Source organism: Micromonospora auratinigra, from assembly GCF_900089595.1.
Taxonomy (GTDB): Bacteria; Actinomycetota; Actinomycetes; order Mycobacteriales; family Micromonosporaceae; genus Micromonospora; species Micromonospora auratinigra.
Map to the genome: position 1 here is coordinate 2194262 of NZ_LT594323.1, position 17911 is coordinate 2212172.

The window sequence follows — 17911 nt, forward strand, 5'->3', positions numbered from 1 at the left end:
CGGTCCTGCTCAGTGGTCCCGGACGAGGCGCGCGTACGCGCCGTCCCGGGCGACCAGCTGCTCGTGGGTGCCCCGCTCCACCTCACGACCGCCGTCGAGCACGACGATCAGGTCGCAGTCGCGGACGGTGGAGAGCCGGTGCGCGACGATCAGGCAGGTCGCCCCCCGCCGGCGCAGGTGCAGGTCGATCTGCCGTTCGGTCTCGGCGTCCAGCGCGCTGGTCGCCTCGTCCAGCACCAGCACCCGGGGATTGCGCACCAGCGCCCGGGCGATCTCCAGACGCTGCCGCTGCCCGCCGGAGAAGTTGCGGCCGTACTCGCGCACCGCGCTGGCCAGCCCGCCCGGGCGGGACGCCACCTCACCGTGCAGGCACGCGTCGCTCAGCGCGGTCACCACGTCCTCGTCGGGCACCGTCAGGTCCCACATCGTGACGTTGTCCCGGACCGTGCCCTCGAAGAGCCGCTGGTCCTGGTCGACCATGGCGACGGTGGCCGCCCATAGGCCGTCGTCGGCGTCCGCGCGTTCCAGGCCGTCCACGGAGATCCGGCCGGACCAGGGCCGGTACAGTCCGGCCACCAGCCGGCCCACCGTCGACTTGCCGCTGCCCGAGCGGCCGACCAGGGCCACCCGCGCGCCGGGCGGCAGGTCGAGGCTGAAGTTCTCCAGCAAGGGGCGACCCAACGGGTTGTAGCCGAAGGTGACCTCCTCGATGCGCAGGTGCCCCTCCATCGGCGCCAGCGACCGGGCGGTCGGCGCGTCATCCGCCGGCAGCGGGTACCGCTCCACGTCGCGCAGCCGGTTGAGGTCGGCGCTCATGTCCTGCAACCGGGAGCCCAGCGCGGTCAGGTTGCCCAGCGGCCGGTTCATCGCGGCGGCGAGACCCTGCATGCCGACCAGCACACCGACGCTCATCGCCTCCGCGACGACCCGCCGGCTGCCCACCCCGAGCAGCACCGCCGTGGTCCCGGCGGCGAGGAACGCGGGCAGCACGGAGAGCACGGCGGTGGGCACCCCGAGGCGCTGCTGACGGCTCGCGACGGTGGCGTGGCGGGCCGCGAACCGGGCCACCGCGCGCTCCTCCTCGCCGCCGGCCTTCACCGTCTCGATCATCTGGACGGTGGTGTACACGGTGGTCACCAGCTTGCTGCGGTCGGCCTGGAGACCGGCGACGGCGGTCGAGCGGGTCGACGCGACGTAACGCAGCACGCTGACGTTCAGCCCGGCCAGCACCACCGCGCAGAGGCCGAGGACCAGGTCGTACTGGCACAGCAGGGCCCCGTACGCCAGCACCAGCGCGGTGTCCACCACGGTGGTGGCCGCGCGGCGGGTGAGCACCTCGGCGACCAGGTCGTTGCCGCGCACCCGCTGGCTCAGGTCGGCGGCCTGGCGCTGGTCGAAGAAGGTCGGTGGCAGGCGCAGCAGATGTCGGAAGAAGCGGGCGGCGCTGGCCAGCGCGAGCGTGGTCTCCGCGCGCACGGTCAACCGTTGCTGGAGCAGGCTGGCCAGGAAGGTCAGCACGGTGGCCACCGCCACCGCCGCGACCAGCCCGGCGAACGCGCCCCGGTCCTCCTGGAGCAGTACCCGGTCGACGAAGACCCGGGCCATCACCGGGATGGTCAGACCGACCACGGCGATCAGCAGGCCGAGCAGGAGCACCTGCGCGATCGCGGAGCCGGGCCCGCGCCACCGCTCGGCCAGCGCCCGGACCATCCGGTAGCGGGCGCCGCCGGGCCGGAACTGCGGGCCGGGGCGCATGGTGAGCACGACGCCGGTGAACGCACCGTCGAACTCCTCCCAGCTCACCGCGCGGGGACCGGTGGCCGGATCGTTGATGAAGACCTTGCGCCCGAGGCCCTCCAGCACCACGAAGTGCTCGAAGCGCCAGAACAGCACCGCCGGCAGCGCCACGCCGGCCAGTCCGGTCAGGTCCATCTGGAAGCCCTTGGCCTCCATGCCGTAGCGGCGGGCGCCCTTGAGCACGGTGGCGGCGGTGGAGCCGTCGCGGCTGACGCCGCAGACCCGGCGCAGCTCCTCCAGCGGCACGTGGCGGCCGTGGTGGCCGAGCACGATGCCGAGCGCGGCGGCGCCGCACTCCACCGCCTCCATCTGGATCAGGGTGGGGGTACGGACCCGGCGTCGCCGGATCCTGGGCAGCTCCGCCGGGGCGGTCGCGGTGGGCGCGCTCATCGGCGCAGCAACCAGTCGATCGGGTGCTCCCGGTCCACGGTGAACCAGGCGGTGACCTCACTGGCCGAGTTGAGCTGGAACGGCGGCGGGGACTTGCTCCACCGCAGCCCGCCGGGGGCGGCCGGGTCGACCTGCAACGCCACCGTCACCCGGACCACGCTGCCGTGCGCGAGCAGCCGCCGGACGTCCTGGCCGGCGCCGAGGAAGGCGCGCAGCGACGCCTCCGTCTCCGGGAAGGCGCCGACCTCGGTCACCTGGCCGGCCAGGGTGCCGAACACGTTGCGGGGCGCGGCGGCGGCGGCCACCTCGACGGTGACCCCCGGTTGCAGCAGCGGCGCGGCGACGGCGGGGGCGTAGACGACGGCCTGCAACGCGTCCCCGGCGGTGTCGAGCCGTTCCAGGTCGGCCAGGTGGCTGCCCGGCGTGACGATCTCGCCCTCGGCGACCAGCCAGGCCACCACGTACGCGTCACCCGGGGCGTTCTCCACCCGGACCCGCCCGTCGACGGTGCGCAGGCTGTACAGCGGAGTGCCCTTGGTGACCCGCTGGTGCGGCGACGCCCACACCTTGGTGACCTGGCCGCTGTCGAGCGCGTCGAGGGCGGAGATGCCGTTGGAGTGGATCAGCACCCCGGCCGCCTCGACGGTCCGGGGCACCACGGTGCGCACCGACCAGACGCCGGCGGCCACCACCACGATGATCAGCGCGGTGCTGGCCAGCCAGCTCGGCACGGTGGTCAGCCGGACCGCGCGGTCAAGTTGTTCGGGCGCTTCCAGTTGGCGCAGCGCCTGCCGCCGGAACTTCACGGCCGTCCCACCTCCCCCGCCGTACCGGGGGCGGCGGTGCCGAGCAGGAAGTCGGCCACGCTCGGCTCGACCAGCGGGTCGAGCCCGGACAGCTCGGCGAAGGCGTGCGAGTCCCCGGCGCCGAGGGCGCAGGGGGCGAGGCCCATGGCGGTGGCGACCAGGTACAGCTGATGGGTCAGCACCCCGGCGTCCTTGAGAATCATCGCGTAGCTCATCCCTTCGTACTTCCACATCAGCCGTTGCACCCGGGCGGTGACCACCAGGACGGTCTGCGGCGGGCGGGCCATCGCGCCGGCCGCCCGGGCGTACCCCAGCAACCGGTCGGCGGCCGGTCCCCAGCCGGCGACCGGTTCCAGCCGGTGCCCGACCGGGTCGTAGTGGTAGAGCCCGCGGTCGAGCCCGGCGCAGCGCGCCACCAGCGGGTAGATCTCCAGCTCGTAGACCCCGCCGCCGCCCGGGTACGGGCGGTGCCCGACCTCCTGCCCCCCGGCCTCGCCGGCGACGATGGTGTGCTGCGACCGGTACAGGAACTCCGCCAGCCGCTCCCGGGTCAGCGGGTCCGCGTCGTCGTGCTCGCGCACGCTGCGCCGGTCGGCGACGACCTGCCCGAACGGCGGGTCGGCCTTGACGAGGGTGGCCAGGTCCGGCAGCGGCAGCTCGACCGCCCGGTCCCCGTCGTAGCGGCGGCGCAGCGGCTGCGGGGGGAACCGGTCCCGCATCCGGTAGGTGCCCCCCACCGGCAGGACGTGCCGCCCGGCGCGGGAACGCTGGTGCAGCCGCAGCTCCTCCGGCGACCAGTACGCCAGCGGCGCCTGCTCGTGCTCCGCCTCGAACTCCGCCCGAGTGACCAGGATCCGCGCCGTGACCAGCTCGTCGAGGACCCGCGCGGCGGCCTCGGGGCCGACGGCGAGGATCCGCGCCACCGCCTCGACCCCGACGCCCCGCGCGGCGGCGGCCAGCACCGCCCCGAGCGCGGCGTCGACGCAGCCGACCGTGAGCGTGCTCAGCGACGACGCGGCGACCAGCCGGTCCAACTCGGGCCGCAGGGCGACGAACCGGGACAGCCGGTACGTCCCGCCCCGGTCGTGCGGGCGGGTCTCCGGCAGGCTGCCCCGGCCGAGCCCGGTCGGCAGCAGGTCGAGCAGCGGCCGGTCGCCGACCTGGACGCGGCGGTCCAACCAGGAGTGCGCGACGAGCCGGCGCAGCAGCAACTGGGCCGGCAGCACCCGGCTCTCCCCCTCCAGGCCGATCACCAGCCGGCCGACCTCGACGTCGCTGACCCAGCCGGCGGCGAGCCGCAGCAGCAGCGCCCGCCGGCCCATGCCCGGCTGCTCCAGCGCGAGCTGGAAGCGGGTCTGCCGCAGGCTCAGCGAACCGTCCTCGCCGTGCCGCAGCTCGGCGTCGCGGCGCAACCGGTACAGCTCCTGCACCGGTGGCCCACCCACGCTGCCGGTCACGGTGACCTCCGGTCGACCGGATCCACCATCGTGCTCATCGCCACATCCCTCCCCGGTCCCGTGGGGCCGGCACCGGCGGTCAGAAGAAGACGTTCAGCGGGTTGGCGGACGCCTCGTCGGCGGCCAGCGGACCCCGGCCGAGTCGGGCCGGCACCTCCCACAACCGGCCGGGGCCCAGCCGGCGCCAGAAGTGGCGCAGGCCCGGCACGACGACCTTCACCACCGCCAGGTCGATGTCCGGTCGGGACTGGTCGACCACGATCACCTCCAGACCGGCCCGCTCCGCCCGGCGGACGCACTCGCGCACGTCGTCGCCGACGTCGCCGGTGCTCGCCGAGCGGTGGTCGGCGCGGGTGCGCGGCGGTCGGGTCGGGTCCGGGGTCAGCCAGGGCTGCTCGGCCACCCGGACCGTGCCGAACCAGCGCGCGCTGTCCGGGTCGTCGATGCCGTACCGGTTGCGCCCGGAGGTGGGGCCGGGCACGGCGGGCAGGAACTGGTTCACCTCGGTGAGCGCGCGGGTCAGCGCGACCCGGGCGTCCAGGTGCGCGCCGAAGCCGACCAGGACGTCCTCCGCCGCGCCGCCGGTGCGCCGCGACACCGCGGCGAACGCGGGTACGTCCAGGTCGGCGGTGAGGTCGAGGGCCCACAGCTCGCGGCCGAGGGCAGTGGCGTGGTGGTCGACGCAGGCGGCCAGCCACGGGTCGGCGAACGAGGCGAGGTCCACCCCGGGCAGCCGGGAGCGGTGGTACCACCAGAGGGCCACGCTGTCGCGCTCCACGAGTTCGCAGAAGCCCTGCAGGATCGCCTCGGCGACGGTGCCGCCGGCCGCGCAGCCGTTCGAGTCGGCCGAGCACACCGCCAGCGTGGTCAGTTCCGGGTGCCCGTACCAGCAGTGCGCGGCGGGCAGCTCGCGGGCCGTACCCCGGGTCAGCGACCAGCCCGTGGTCCAGTCCAGCTCCACGTCGTCGGCGAGCGGTCGGGGCACCCGGTGCAGGTGGCCGAGGTCGGCGTTGAGCCGGTCCCGCTCGGCGTACTGGCGGTCGGAGAAGAGCAGCAGGTCGCGCAGGTGCACCGCCCGCTCCGGCCCGAGCTGCCGGTACGTCGCCCGGTGCACCGGGCGGTCGCCGCGCCACACGCCGCAGTAGCGCTCCACCGCCTCCCCGATCGCGCTCATCCGCGCCTGCAGGTCGGTGCGGCCCTTGCCGCCGCTCTGGCCGCGCAGGTTGCGGCGCAGGCCGGCCAGCTGCCGGGGCTGGGCGAAGTTGTGCCCGGCCGAGTAGGTGTGGGTCACCCCGTTGTCGGTCGCCTCCAGCGGGGTCAGCCGGCTCACCACGCCCAGGTAGCGGCTGACGTGGTGGGCCAGCGACGCGTACACCTCGGCGGGTTCCCGGGTGCGGGAGTCCCCGGCCCGGCTGGGCTGGGCACCGCTCGGCGGCAGCTCGATGCGCGGGTCGGCCTTGCCGACCAGGTCCGGGTCGCCGCAGGCGGGGCACTGCGGCTGGCGTACCAGGTGGTGGGTCTCCAGGCTCAGGTCGCGGGTGTCGAGGGCGACCAGCCGGCCGGTGAGCCGGGGCGACTCCCCGCGTACGGCGAGGACGGCCAGTTCGGCGGCGAGCAGCCCGGCGACCGCGGTCGCCAGTCCCGGCAGCACGGCCCGGTCGGGCCGCGGCACCGGGCCGGCCAGCTCCTGACCGCCGAGGAAGGCGTTCACCTGCTCGTTCTCCTGCCACCGCTGCCGCAGGCAGGCCCAGCACCCGGTCCGGCCGGGCACCAGGTGCGGGCCGAGCAGCAGGACGTTGCCGTGCGGCCGGGCCAGCGTCCACGCGCGCCCGGCGGCCAGGTGCCGGGCGTTGAGCGCGGCCAGGCGGGGGTCGAGCATCGACGACGGCAGCACCAGCACGGGGGCGCCGGGCGGGCCGGGTTCCGGGTCCTCCGGGCCGACCACCGTCACGGCGAGGCCGAGGGACCGCAGCGCGTCCGCGGTCTCGGTGGCCCGGGGAGCGCCCAGGTCCACCACGGTGACCGCGCCCCGGGCCAGCCACCGGCCGGCGGCGTCGGGCGGTACGCCCCGGGCGTCCCAGCCCGCGGCCTCGGCCGACGACGTGCCGGCCGGGCCGGACACCAGCAGGCCGTGGTCGCGCAGCCGGGCCAGCGCCGCGGCGACCGCGGCGACCGGGTGCCGGCCGGCCAGCCGGGCCAGCACGTCGGCCAACGGGGCGACGCCGTCGAGCAGGTCGGCCAGGTCGGCCGCGACCGGGTCGTCGACCAGCAGGCTGCGGGTCTCGCCGAGCACGACGAGCGGACCGTCGGGCAACCGCACCGGCACGTAGTCCGAACGGAAACGCGGACGCCACATGGTTCCTCCCGAGCCTGACGGGCCGGGCGGCGGCGCCGGCCCTGATCCTGGCTGCTGCCATCGTCGCGGTCCGGACCCGCCGGTCCCGAGGGATGGCACCGGTTTCTGCCGTCGGCGCGGGGCCGGCCGGCGGACGGCTCGGCTCAGCCGGCGGCGGCGGTCAGCGCGGTGTCGTTGAGCCCGAGCACCGTGGTGCCGGTGGTCTGCGCCGGCACCAGCAGCAGGAAGGTCTGCACCCGGGTGACCCGGATCGCCTTCCCGCTCAACGCGGCGCGTTGCCCGGTGGCGATCAGGTCCGGGCTCTGCGGCGTCATCCGCACGGTGGCCGGCCCGCCGGGCGCGGGGCTGAGCGTGTCGGTGGCGTGCACGGTCAGGAAGGTCAGCGTGCCGGCCGGCACCGTGACGGCGCAGTCCGACCACTCGGCCCGGTCCATCGTCCGCTTCACCGCCGCGCCGGCCCCCGCCAACTGCTGCCCGTAGACCTCCCAGCCTCCGGCGAACTGGTTGTCGAGCAGCGGGCTCGACGCCACCAGTGACCGGTTGCTCGTGGTCGAGCCGATGCTGCGGGCGAAGACCTCGGCGGCGAGGGCGCGCCGGCTGGTCTCGTCGAGCGCGGTGCCGCCGGACGTCGCGGGTCGGCCGCCGATGCTCCGGGCGGCCACCAGGGCGGGTTGGGAGATCTGGACGTTGTGACTGAGCTTCCACTGCCCGTCGGGGCCGAGCACGAACTGACTCACGTCGGTGGGCGCCAGCTCCGAGCCGGTCAGCCGCAGGGTGGCGGTGGTGAGGAAGCAGCTCGGCCCGCCCGTGGGCACCGCGAAGACCGGGTTGATGTGCTGGAACGCGGGTTGCGGGCGCTGGTTGTGGGCGGCCCGGCGGACCGCGGCGATGCTCAGGTTCAGGGAGGGCGCCACCTCCTGGGTGCGCAGCGCCTCGACGTCGCCGGAGACCGAGGCCGCGGAGTCGGCCTGGTCGAAGGCGGTGAGCACGAGGGCGGCCCGCTCGGCGCCGAAGGCGGCCGAGGCGGCGGGCCCGGGGGCGGCCGCGTCGACCGGCTGCCCGCCGCAGCCGGCCAGCGCCAGCAGGGTCAGCGCGGTGGCCGCGGACGACGTCATCGGCGCGGGTCCGCGCCGGCTCCGCACGGATCTTCTGCCCGACATCTCGTCCTCCGTCCACCGCCGGTCACGGGAATCGCGCCGGATGCAGTCGAGTATGTGAGCCGTCGAGGGGTGCCGCCGGTGGCGGTGCGGCCTCGTGCTGTCCGGTGCGTCGGCGTTGCACGCGACGGCGTCATCGGGTGCCGGCCGGCGTCACCGATCCGTGTCATCGAGCCGGGCTACCCAGGCGACCAGACCCGACCGGGAGGCGACACCGGCCTTGCGGTAGATCCGGGTCAGGTGCGCCTCGACGGTGCGCGGGCTGATGTTCAGCTGCCGGCCGATCAGCCGGCTGGTGGCTCCGGTCGCGGTCAGCCGGGCGATGTGCCACTCCCGGTCGGTCAGGATGGTGACCGCCCGTGGGTCGATGGGACGGGCCAGTCGCAGCGCCACGCGTTCGGTGCCGCACCAGTCGGCCAGTTCCAGCGCCTGCCGGCGGGCGCGGGCAGCCGGTCCGGCCCGGTCCGCGGCCTCGGCGGCCCGGGTCAGCGAGACCAGCGCCAGGCTGCGCCGCAGCACCAGCCCACCGGCCCGGAACAGGTCGGCGGCCGCCTCCAGGTGCGGCAGCGCCGCGGTCACCTCGCCGCGCGCCAGCAGCACCTCGCCGTACGCCGACTCGGCGAAGCCGCGCTGGCCGGGCAGGTCGATCCGGTCCGCCTCGGCCAGCGCCAGCCGCGCCTGCCGGTCCGCCTCCGCCGGGTCACCGGCGGCGAGGGCGGCGGCGCAGAGCAGCTCGAACCACATCGGGCGCAGGGTGGCCTGGAGCCGGAGCAGCCGGTCGCCGCCGCCGGCCCCGCGCACCAGGTCGGAGCAGGTCGCCGGGTCCCCGGCCAGCAGGGCCGCGGTCGCCAGCGCGGTGGCGGCGGTCCGGCCGCACCAGGTGCCCAGGTCGGTGGTGAGTTCGACCGCGCTGCGGGCCAGGGCCACCGCCCGCTCGTCGTCGCGCAGGCCGCCGCGCCAGGCGGTCGCCTCGGCCTCGAACGCCAGGGCGAAGCTCAGCAGGTCCCCGCTGCCGATCCGTCGGGCGACGATGCCCGCCTCGGTGGCCAGGTCGATGGCGCTCGCGAGCCGGCCGGTGTGGTGGGCCACCCGGCTGCGGCCGAGCAGCAGTTGGCACAGGCCGTCGTCGCGGTGGGCCGCCCGGACCAGGGTCAGCCCGCGGTCCAGGTGCCGCACCGCGTCCGCCGGCCGTTCGAGGTGCAGCTCGGTCAGCCCGAGCGCGGTCAGGCAGTCGGGGTGGTCGCGCACGTCCCGGTCCGGCAGCGCGTCGACGATCCGGCCGGCGCCCTCGACCAGGTCCCGGGCCAGGTCGAGGGCGCCGTCGTGGGTGGCGGCCAGGCCACGGACGGCCAGCAGGCCGGCCCGGTCCACCCCGGACCGTGCCGGGTCCTCGACGGACCCGTCGGCGGGTGGCTCGCCCGGCGCGTCGGCGAGCACGTCGGCCGGCGGGACCACGGTCCGCCCGGCCAGGATGCCGGCCGCCCCCAGCTCGGTGGCGAGCCGGTAGCCGCCGGCCGGTCCGGTGCCGCCGGGCAGGACGGCCAGCTCCCGGCCACTGATCGCCTGCGCCTCGGCGTAGTTGCCGAGCAGGCGTTCCATCCGCGCCCAGAGGGCCACCGCGCGGGCCCGTCGCCCCTCCCGGTCGGCGGGGAAGAGCGGCACGATCTCCTGGAGCAGCGCCCTGCTCTCGGCCAGGTTGCCGGCCTCGCCGGTGATCCGGGCGAGCGCCAGCGAGACGTCGCGCCGCCGCTGGGCGGAGGCCGCGGTGGGCCGCAGCGCCCGCAGGGCCAGTCGCAGCCAGCGGATGGCCGACTCGGGCGCCTCCCGGTAGATCTCCTGGGCGGCCCGGGAGAGCACGTCGACGCAGCGTTCGACCCAGCCACCGTGCGGCAGGTCCAGCAGCCGCTCCGCGTACCGGGCCTGGTCGGCCGGGGGCGCCCCGCGCTCGACCAGCGCGGTCAGCGCGCGCCCGTAGGCCTCCGCCCGCCAGGCCGGGTCGCTGTCCTGGGCCACCGCCATCCGCAGCACCGGATGCCGGAACGCGAACCGCCCGCCGCCCGGCACGTGACGGATCAGATCCCGGCGCGCCAGCCGCCAGCCGGACTCGGCCGCCAGCGCGGCCGGCACCTGGGCGACCGTGGCGAGCAGATCGGCGTCGAACGGGGCGTCGAAGACCGCCCCGGCCCGCAGGCAGGCCAACTCGACCGGCGGCAGGTCCACCCACTCCCGGCGCAGCGCGGCCAGGGCCGGGGCGGCGACCGGACCCGCGTGCGGGTCGGGGTCCGGGGCGCCCCGGTCCGGGCCGGCGCCGCCGGGCAGGGCCGCCAGGTAGCCGGGGTTTCCGCCGGTCAGCTCGTAGCGTGCGGGCACCTCCGCCGGGTCGAGAAAGGGGTGCAGGAGGGTGGTGTCGGCGAGGCTGAGCGGGCCGAGCTCGATCCGGTCGCGGGCCGGTGGCTCGGTGCCGGTGCGGTCGCCGGGCGGCCCGAACGGCATCGGGGTGGCCATCTGTCGCGGCCGGTAGACCAGCACCAGCAGCAACGGGGCGGGCACCGGGTAGCGCAGCAGGTGGGCGATCAGGCCGATGGAGGAGGGATCGGCCCAGTGCAGGTCGTCCAGGACCAGCACCAGCCCGTCCCGGGCGGCCAGGCCGATGAGCCGGCGCGCCGACTGGTAGAGCCGGAAGCGCCGGGCGTCCGGGGACCGCGCCGGCGCCGGCGGTGGCGTGCTCGGATCCGGCTCGGCCCAGAGGTCCCGGGCCGGCCGGCCGGCGCTCAGCCCGGGCCGGGGGGACCGCCCCGCCGACAGGGCGTGCCGGAACACGTGGAAGGGCACGCCTCGTTCGTCCGGCGCGCAGGTGCCGACGGACCGGGGAACGGTGGGAACGCAGTGTCGCAGGGCCTCGTGGACGAACCGGGTCTTGCCGATGCCCGGCTCCCCCACCACCTCGCAGACCAGTTGCCGGCCGTCACCCATCGCGGCCGCGTGGGCTCTCGCGACCCGCGCCAACTGCGGTCGCCGCCCGACGAAACACGGGCCCGCCGGGGCATTTTCCGGCCCAGATGTCATCACGCAGATCAAACGCTTCCGACACATTCCGATGGGGATTGCCCGGCACTATACCGGGGCCCGGGCAAAGCTCGAAAATATCGACTCGACGCGCGCTGAATTCGCTGGCCCGGCCGGGTCACGGCACTGTCCCGGCATCCCCTCCGCAACCCACAGATACGATCCGGTCACCGAACAGATGCAGCGATCCGTACATTTAGGAGTAAAGCATGCCGCTTGCGGGTTTTTGTCAGCGCGGCGGCGACGCGGCCCGCACCGGTGGACGAACGGCGAATGCGGTCGCGCGTCGGGGCCGACAAGAGGACCGGAGAATTCGCTTTCCCGGATACCGCGACGCATCCGCGAGGGAATTCGCCCTCTATCCGAGACATCCATTCCGGTCAAGACGTGAATCGGCGGACCACACCGTACGGACGACCGCGGGCACCCGGACCGCAGCCGCTGCCGTCCGGCTTCCGCCGCCGGCCGACCGGACGGGGGACGACGCGCCGGGTTCGGCGGACGAGGGTCCGCACGAACGGCCGGGCGGCCCCGGGCGCACGGTGGAGCGCGCCCCGTCCCGCGCGGGCCGGCGTACCCGGGAGGCACCGACCGGATCGACGACGGACCGCACCGGCCGGTGGGGTCGACCCGGCCGGGCGCGGGTCGACTGTGGGGGCCGACACCGCCGGCCCGGCCGACGCTCCGGTTAGGGAGATCCGCCTCGCGGGTAGGAGCCGCACCGGCCGGAACGGAGGGTCCGTGGTGCGCCGGTCCCGACGGGGAGGACCGTGGTTCATGCGCGAGTGGTGGGGAGCCGCCCTGGGGCGGCTTCGACAGGCGTGGGTGCCGGTGGTGGAGGCGGTGCTGGCCGCGACCGTGGCCTGGTTGATCGCCGCGCGGCTGATCGGTCACCCCGATCCGTTCTTCGCGCCGAGCGCGGCGCTGATCGTGCTCAGCGAGTCCCGGGGACAGCGGGTCCGGCAGACCGTCGAGCTGATCCTCGGGGTGGCCGGCGGAGTGCTCACCGCCGAACTGATGATCCACGCGCTCGGCCCGGGCACCGGCACCATGGTGGTGGTGCTGCTGCTCACCCTCGGCGTCACGGTGGCGGCCGGGGCCAGCAGCACGCTGATCACCCAGACCACGGTCTCCGCCCTCTACCTGGTGGTGGTCGCCGCGCCGAAGGGCGACTTCACCCCGTTCCGGTTCGTCGACGCGCTGATCGGCGGGGCGGTCGCGCTGGCCGCCAGCCAACTGGTGGTCGCCCGCGACCCGCTCGCGCCGCTGCTCGCCGAGGCCCGGCAGACGTACGCCGACCTGGCCGCGCTGCTCGACCGGATCCATGACGCCCTGGGCAGCTGCGACGCCGACGCGGCCCAGGCGGCGCTGGAGCGCGCCCGGCAGGTGGACGGCTGCGTGGAGCGGCTGCGGGCCGCGGTGCAGGCGTGCGCCGAGACCGTCCGGCTGCGCGTGCGCCGCCGCCGCCACCTGGGCCAGCTGGAGCAGGTCGAGGCCACCACCCGGCAGCTCGACTACGCGGTACGCAACATCCGGGTGCTGGCCCGCAACGGGGTCACCCTGACCCGGCTGCACACCGCCACCCCACCCGAACTCGGCACCGCCCTCGGTTCGCTGACCGAGGCGGTCCGCGAGGCCGGGGCGGCCCTGGCCCGGGATCTCACCGGGCAGGACGCCGACCGGCACGCCGACCGGGCCGACGAGGCCGCCATGGCGGCGGTACGGGTCGCCGCCGAGCTGCTGGAGTCCCGGCCGCCGTTGCCGGTCGTCATGATCGTCGGGCAGATCCGGGCGACCGCGATCGACCTGCTGCGCGGCATCGGCACGGACGACGTGGCGGTGCTGAACCGGGTCGACGAGGCGCTCGGCCTGCCCACCCCGGCGTCCTGACGGGCGTCGGTCGGCGGTGCTGCCCGGCTGCGTCGCCGACGCGGCCGGGCAGGACCGTCAGCCGCTCGGGCAGCGGTCGGAGAGGGCGTAGCGGGTGAGCACCACGTCGTCGATCTGGCGTACCTCGACGACCCGGGCCCGGCGGCCGGCGTGCCAGGGGAAGCGACCGTCCCCGACGAAGCGCGGCGCCCGGCCGTCCCCGACGAAGAACGGCGCGACCACCAGGTGCAGCTCGTCGACCAGGCCCGCGGTGAGGAACTGGCAGTGCACGCTGCCGCCGCCCTCCACCATCAGCCGGCGTACGCCCCGGGCGGCCAGGTCGTCGAGCACCGCCGCCGGGGTGACCGGGTCTCCCCCGTCGACCACGGTCGCCACCCGGCCCACCTGCTCGTGGGCCTTCTCCACCACCCCGCTCGGGCAGTAGACCAGCTTCAGCCCGTCGCCGAGGGTGAAGAAGCGGCCGGCCGGGTCGAGGTCGCCGCTGCCGGTGACGGTGACCTTCACCGGCGAGGGCGGCAGGCCCCGGGTCACCCGCTCGGCCCGGCGCAGGTCGGAGCGGACCAGCAGGCGCGGGTCGTCGCGGCGCACCGTGGCGGCCCCGACCAGGATCGCGTCGCAGCCGGCCCGGACCTCGTCGACCCGGTCCAGGTCGACGTCGTTGGAGAGCAGCAGCCGCGCGGTGGTCGCGTCGTCGATGTAGCCGTCGATCGACATCGCGCAACTGAGCAGCACGTACGGCCGCGCGGTCACGGCACGAAGGGCAGGTCGAGGGCGTGGTCGGCGTGGGTGACCTTGGCCGCCAGGTAGTCGGCGTTGGCCGGGGACAGGTGTACGCCGGTGAGCACCCGGTCGACCACCGTGACGCCCAGCTGCGCCAACTGGGCGGCCTTGTCCGGATTGTTGCTGAGCAGCGCCACCCGGCTCACCCCCAGCGCGGCGAGCATCTGCGCGGCCACCGTGTAGTCCCGCTCGTCCGCGCCGCGCCCCAGCGCCACGTTCGCCTCGTAGGTGTCCAGTCCCCCGTCCTGCAGGGCGTACGCGTCGAGCTTGGCGTACAGGCCGATGCCCCGGCCCTCCTGCCGCAGGTAGAGCAGGTAGCCACCGGCCTCGGCGATCCGCTCCACGGCCTCGCGGAGCTGGGGGCCGCAGTCGCAGCGCTGGCTGCCGAAGACGTCCCCGGTCAGGCACTCGCTGTGCGGGCGGACCAGCGGCGGCGGCAGGTCGGCGTCGGGGCGTCCCGGGTCGGCCCGGTCACCGAGCCCGAGGGCGAGGTGCTCCCGGCCGTCCACCAGACCGTGGAAGGAGTGCACGCGGGCGGTGGTGACGTAGCCGTCGGGGAAGCGCAGCGGGACCGTCACCTCGGTCCGGATCGTCGCCGTGGGCACCGTGTCGTCCATCGTCATCCTCCGTCCCGGCTGCCGGACACGCCGGCAACGCACACCCCTCGCACCTTCACCGTAGGCGGGATCACCGCCGTCTGCCGGTCAGCCGGCGAGGCCACCGGCCGGCCACCAGCACCACCGCGCCCGGCAGGCTGGCGGCCAGGGCCAGTGCCCCGTACACGGTGGCCGTGGCGACGCCCTGGGCGGCGGTGAGGCCGGCGGCGGCGAACGCCCACGCGGCCACCCCCTCCCGGGGGCCAAAACCGCCCACGTTCGTCGGCAGGCCCATCGCCAGCAGGGCCAGCAGCGTCAACGGCAGCAGCCGGGACAGCGGCGCGTCCGCGCCGGCCGTCCGCGCCGCGATCAGGAAGGTGCCCAGGTGCCCAGCGACCACCACCGCCGAGGCCGCCGTGACCCCCAGCCAGGTCCGGCGGGCGAGCAGCCCGGCCCGGACGTCCGCCCCGGCGGTCCGGACCGCCCGGGCCCACCGGGACGCGCCGGAGCGCGGCACCGCGCGGGCCGCCAGGGCCAGCCCCACCACGCCGGCGGCCGGTACCCCGGCGAGCAGCGGCAGGTAGGGCCGCACCGGGGAGGGCAGGGCCGCCAGCAGCACCACGGCGAGGACCAGCTGGACCAGTTGCCCGGCCGCCCGCTCCCAGACCACGGCCCGGACGCCCCGGGCGACGTCCCCGGCGTCGCGGCCGTGGCGCACCGCCCGGTGCACGTCCCCGAGCACCCCGCCGGGCAGGGTGGAGTTGAGGAACACCGCCCGGTAGCAGTGCGCGACGGCGGTGGGCAGCGGGAGCCGTACGCCCAGCCCTTCGGCGACCAGCGACCAGCGCCAGGCGCAGCAGACGGTGGTGACCGCCCCGAGGACGAGCGCGGCGGCGAGGGCCGGGGCGTCGATCAGCCGGAGCCCGGCCAGGAACGGCCCGGTGCCCACCCACCAGACGAGCACGGCGAGGACCCCGAGCCCACCGACCGTGCGCAGCAGGCCCGCGCGCCGGCCGGCGCCGGTCGACGCGCCCCCGCGCGGCGCGCAGGGCGCGGCGGGTGTGACCGGTGTGACCTGCGCGGTCCGGGTGGCGGGTACGACCGGGGCGGCGGGCGCGACGGGCGCGGTCCGGACGGCGGGTACGACCGGGCCGGCCGGCGCGGGCGGCGCGGCGGGCGCGACCAGGTCGACCGGCCCGGTCCGGGCGGCGGGCGCGACGAGGGCGACCGGCGCGGATGGGGCGACGAGCCGGCCGACCGCCACCGGGGTGACGAACGCGGTGGCGGTGGGCCCGGCGACGGTGGCGTGCGGCAAGCGGTCCTCCCTCGGTCCACTGAGAGGCACGTGCCGCAGGGCCGCGCGGTTCACCCGGCCAGCAGGTCGGTGTGCTCCAGCACCACCCGCAACCGGCCGGCGGCGGCCTCGGCCAGCCGCCGCTGCCGGTACGCCTCGGCCGGGCCGGCCAGCTCGGGGCGCTCCTCGACGGCCGCCGCCAGCCACCCGGTCAGCCACTCGGCGATCAGCGGGGCCTGCTCCGGTCCCAGCCGCCACGGGCTGTCGCGGACCGTCACCGGGACGCCCCCGCGGCGCCACGCCGCGACGGCCGTGTCCACCGCGTCCGGGCCGAGCAGGGTCCGCCCGTCGACGGTGCGCCGCTGGTGGGCGTTGAACGCGGCCTGGAACTCGGCGTCGAGCGGATCCCGCGGCTCGAAGCCGGTCCGGCCGACCACCGAGATCGCGATGAGCGTCGGCCGGCCGGCGCAGGCGGCCAGGGTCCGCTCCAGCTCCTCGGCGGTGAGCATGTCCAGCAGCGCGGAGGCGGTCACCAGGTGCGCCTCGGCGAGGTCGGCGGGGGTCAGCCGGGTGATGTCCGAGGCGCGCGTCTCCAGCGCGACCGGGCTGCCGTCGGCGGCGCGCACCGGTACGGCGGTGGCCAGCCGGCCCAGCTCGGCGTCCTGCTCGTGCAGCACCCAGCGCTGCGGCCCGGGCAGCAGCGGGGCCAGCCAGCGGGCCATCGACCCGGTGCCGCTGCCCAGGTCGTGCACGACCACCGGCCGGTCGGCGGGGAGCCGGCGGCGCACCGCGTCGACCAGTTCGGCGCTGCGGGCCGCCGCGTCGGCAGGTTCGCGCAGACGCAGCCAGTCGGCGAAGTCGGGGGGCAGCTGGGTCGTCATGACGCGGTGGCCTCCTTCAGGGCTGCCGCCAGCCGGTCCACGGTGACCGTCCAGTCGGTGAGGGTGTCCCGGCGCTGCCGGGCCGCGTGACGCAGCCCGGCGCGCAGCTCCGGCCGGGTCAGCCAGCGGCGCAGCGCGCCGGCCAGCGCCGCCGGGTCGTCCGCCGGCACGAGCAGGCCGGGCCGGGTGCCGTCCGGGGCGTACCCGAGGGTGTCGGGCAGGCCACCGGTGTCGCTGCACAGCACCGGCAGGCCCCGGGCCAGGGCCTCCGTCACCACCATGCCGTACGTCTCCCGCCGGGACGGCACGATGAGCAGATCGGCGGCGGCGTACGCGACGTCCAGCTCCGCCCCGACGCGGGGGCCGGACAGGTGGACCCGGTCGGTCAGGCCGTCGGCGGCGAGCCGCCCGCGCAGCCCGGCGACGAAGTCCGGGTCGCGGCTGAGCGCGCCGACGCACGCGCAGCTCCAGTCGAGGTCGGCGATCCCGGCCAGCGCGGCGGCGAGCACGTCGTGGCCCTTGAGCGGGGTGACCGCCGCGACGCAGAGCAGCCTGGTGCCGGCCGGCGAGCCGGACGTCAGCGGCGCCGGGGTGACGCCGGGCGCGGCGACGGTGACCCGGTCGGCGGGCAGCGCGTACCGGTCGTGCAGCCGCCGCCGGGTCCACTCGCTGGTGGCGACCACGCCGGCCGCCACCGCCAGGGCCCGGGCCTCCGCGTGGTCCTCGCGCGGCAGGTGCACCAGCGGCACCAGGCGCAGCCGCCGGGCGTGCGGGGTGAGCAGCTCCGGCACGGTCGAGGCGACCAGGCCGTCGAGCAGCACGGGCGCGCCGTCGGGCAGACCGGCGAGCACGGCGGCGAGGGCGGCCCGCTCGGGCGCCCCGGGGTGCGGCCAGGCGCCCGGCACCGGGTGCTCGCGCACGGTCCAGCCGCGGCCGGCCAGCCCCCGGCACACCTGCCGGTCGTACGCGTTGCCGCCGCTGGGGGTGGCCGGGTCGTCGATGTCGCCGGGCAGCACCACGTGCACCACGCTCATCGGCGGTTACAGGGCCCGCTCGTAGCTCGCCCAGGCGACGTGCGACTCGTGCAGGGTGACGGCGATCCCGGCGAGGCCGCGTGCCCCGTCCCCCAGCCGGCCCCCGTGCACCGCCTCGGCGAGCCGGTCGGCGATGGTCCGGCACAGCACCTCGGTGGTGGTGTTGGTGCCGGCGAAGGCCGGCTCGTCGTCCAGGTTGCGGTAGTTCAGCTCGCCGAGGACGGCCTTGAGCTGCTCGGTGGCCAGGCCGATGTCGACCACGATCCCGTCCGCGTCCAGCTCCGGCCGGCGGAAGGTGGCGTCGACGACGAAGGTCGCGCCGTGCAGCCGCTGGGCCGGGCCGAACACCTCTCCCCGGAAGCTGTGGGCGATCATGATGTGGTCCCGGACGGTCACGCTGAACACGG

The 17911-nt window shown here is 76.4% G+C and carries 13 protein-coding genes; 1 reads left to right on the top strand and 12 read right to left on the bottom strand.

The window, feature by feature from the left end; genetic code table 11:
* Positions 1 to 9 precede the first annotated feature (9 nt).
* The 6 genes from GA0070611_RS10065 to GA0070611_RS10090 all read right to left on the bottom strand — a co-directional run bounded on the left by GA0070611_RS10065 (position 10) and on the right by GA0070611_RS10090 (position 11056).
* Positions 10 to 2187 (bottom strand): NHLP family bacteriocin export ABC transporter peptidase/permease/ATPase subunit, encoded by a 2178-nt coding sequence (locus tag GA0070611_RS10065; protein ID WP_091661416.1) that lies wholly within the window; start codon positions 2185 to 2187, stop codon positions 10 to 12.
* Entirely contained in the window at positions 2184 to 2993 is an 810-nt protein-coding gene (locus GA0070611_RS10070) for a hypothetical protein (RefSeq protein ID WP_091661420.1), read from the bottom strand. The genes GA0070611_RS10065 and GA0070611_RS10070 overlap by 4 nt, the downstream gene beginning before the upstream one ends.
* Positions 2990 to 4450, bottom strand: a complete 1461-nt coding sequence (locus tag GA0070611_RS10075) for a SagB family peptide dehydrogenase (RefSeq protein WP_091661425.1) — start codon at positions 4448 to 4450, stop codon at positions 2990 to 2992. The genes GA0070611_RS10070 and GA0070611_RS10075 overlap by 4 nt, the downstream gene beginning before the upstream one ends.
* Before the next feature lie 79 nt (positions 4451 to 4529).
* Positions 4530 to 6806 carry a TOMM precursor leader peptide-binding protein gene (locus GA0070611_RS10080; protein ID WP_091661428.1) on the bottom strand — a complete coding sequence of 759 codons (2277 nt, stop codon included), beginning with the start codon at positions 6804 to 6806 and terminating at the stop codon, positions 4530 to 4532.
* A 143-nt stretch (positions 6807 to 6949) separates the two neighbouring features.
* On the bottom strand, positions 6950 to 7921 hold the full coding sequence (locus tag GA0070611_RS10085; protein ID WP_091661433.1) for a hypothetical protein: 972 nt from the start codon (positions 7919 to 7921) through the stop codon (positions 6950 to 6952).
* Between the two features lie 195 nt (positions 7922 to 8116).
* Positions 8117 to 11056 (bottom strand): helix-turn-helix transcriptional regulator, encoded by a 2940-nt coding sequence (locus GA0070611_RS10090; RefSeq protein ID WP_091661437.1) that lies wholly within the window; start codon positions 11054 to 11056, stop codon positions 8117 to 8119.
* 750 nt (positions 11057 to 11806) lie between these two features.
* On the opposite strand from GA0070611_RS10090, the gene GA0070611_RS10095 reads away from it, so the two are divergent.
* Positions 11807 to 12919 carry an FUSC family protein gene (locus tag GA0070611_RS10095; RefSeq protein WP_091661441.1) on the top strand — a complete coding sequence of 371 codons (1113 nt, stop codon included), beginning with the start codon at positions 11807 to 11809 and terminating at the stop codon, positions 12917 to 12919.
* 57 nt (positions 12920 to 12976) lie between these two features.
* Here GA0070611_RS10095 and GA0070611_RS10100 read toward each other — a convergent pair whose 3' ends face one another.
* The 6 genes from GA0070611_RS10100 to GA0070611_RS10125 form a co-directional block, all read right to left on the bottom strand.
* Complete coding sequence (locus tag GA0070611_RS10100; protein WP_091661445.1) at positions 12977 to 13669, bottom strand: RibD family protein; 693 nt, start codon at positions 13667 to 13669, stop codon at positions 12977 to 12979.
* Complete coding sequence (locus tag GA0070611_RS10105; RefSeq protein WP_091661449.1) at positions 13666 to 14316, bottom strand: GTP cyclohydrolase II; 651 nt, start codon at positions 14314 to 14316, stop codon at positions 13666 to 13668. Before GA0070611_RS10105 ends, GA0070611_RS10100 begins: the two co-directional genes overlap by 4 nt.
* A gap of 70 nt (positions 14317 to 14386) precedes the next feature.
* Entirely contained in the window at positions 14387 to 15295 is a 909-nt protein-coding gene (locus GA0070611_RS10110; protein WP_091672743.1) for a lysylphosphatidylglycerol synthase domain-containing protein, read from the bottom strand.
* Between the two features lie 365 nt (positions 15296 to 15660).
* A complete protein-coding gene (locus GA0070611_RS10115; protein ID WP_091661454.1) occupies positions 15661 to 16470 on the bottom strand; it encodes a class I SAM-dependent methyltransferase in 810 nt (269 codons plus the stop codon).
* Positions 16467 to 17504, bottom strand: a complete 1038-nt coding sequence (locus tag GA0070611_RS10120; protein WP_091661457.1) for a glycosyltransferase family 4 protein — start codon at positions 17502 to 17504, stop codon at positions 16467 to 16469. Before GA0070611_RS10120 ends, GA0070611_RS10115 begins: the two co-directional genes overlap by 4 nt.
* Positions 17505 to 17510: 6 nt before the next feature.
* A complete protein-coding gene (locus GA0070611_RS10125) occupies positions 17511 to 17909 on the bottom strand; it encodes a 6-pyruvoyl trahydropterin synthase family protein (RefSeq protein ID WP_091661460.1) in 399 nt (132 codons plus the stop codon).
* Positions 17910 to 17911: the final 2 nt, after the last annotated feature.

What these genes read in the sequence shown, in the direction of transcription:
- GA0070611_RS10090 (WP_091661437.1), bottom strand. Translation starts at nt 11,056, where the DNA reads ATGTGTCGGAAGCGTTTGATCTGCGTGATGACATCTGGGCCGGAAAAT.
- GA0070611_RS10065 (WP_091661416.1), bottom strand. Translation starts at nt 2,187, where the DNA reads ATGAGCGCGCCCACCGCGACCGCCCCGGCGGAGCTGCCCAGGATCCGG.
- GA0070611_RS10095 (WP_091661441.1), top strand. Translation starts at nt 11,807, where the DNA reads ATGCGCGAGTGGTGGGGAGCCGCCCTGGGGCGGCTTCGACAGGCGTGG.
- GA0070611_RS10105 (WP_091661449.1), bottom strand. Translation starts at nt 14,316, where the DNA reads ATGGACGACACGGTGCCCACGGCGACGATCCGGACCGAGGTGACGGTC.
- GA0070611_RS10085 (WP_091661433.1), bottom strand. Translation starts at nt 7,921, where the DNA reads ATGACGTCGTCCGCGGCCACCGCGCTGACCCTGCTGGCGCTGGCCGGC.
- GA0070611_RS10115 (WP_091661454.1), bottom strand. Translation starts at nt 16,470, where the DNA reads ATGACGACCCAGCTGCCCCCCGACTTCGCCGACTGGCTGCGTCTGCGC.
- GA0070611_RS10080 (WP_091661428.1), bottom strand. Translation starts at nt 6,806, where the DNA reads ATGTGGCGTCCGCGTTTCCGTTCGGACTACGTGCCGGTGCGGTTGCCC.
- GA0070611_RS10120 (WP_091661457.1), bottom strand. Translation starts at nt 17,504, where the DNA reads ATGAGCGTGGTGCACGTGGTGCTGCCCGGCGACATCGACGACCCGGCC.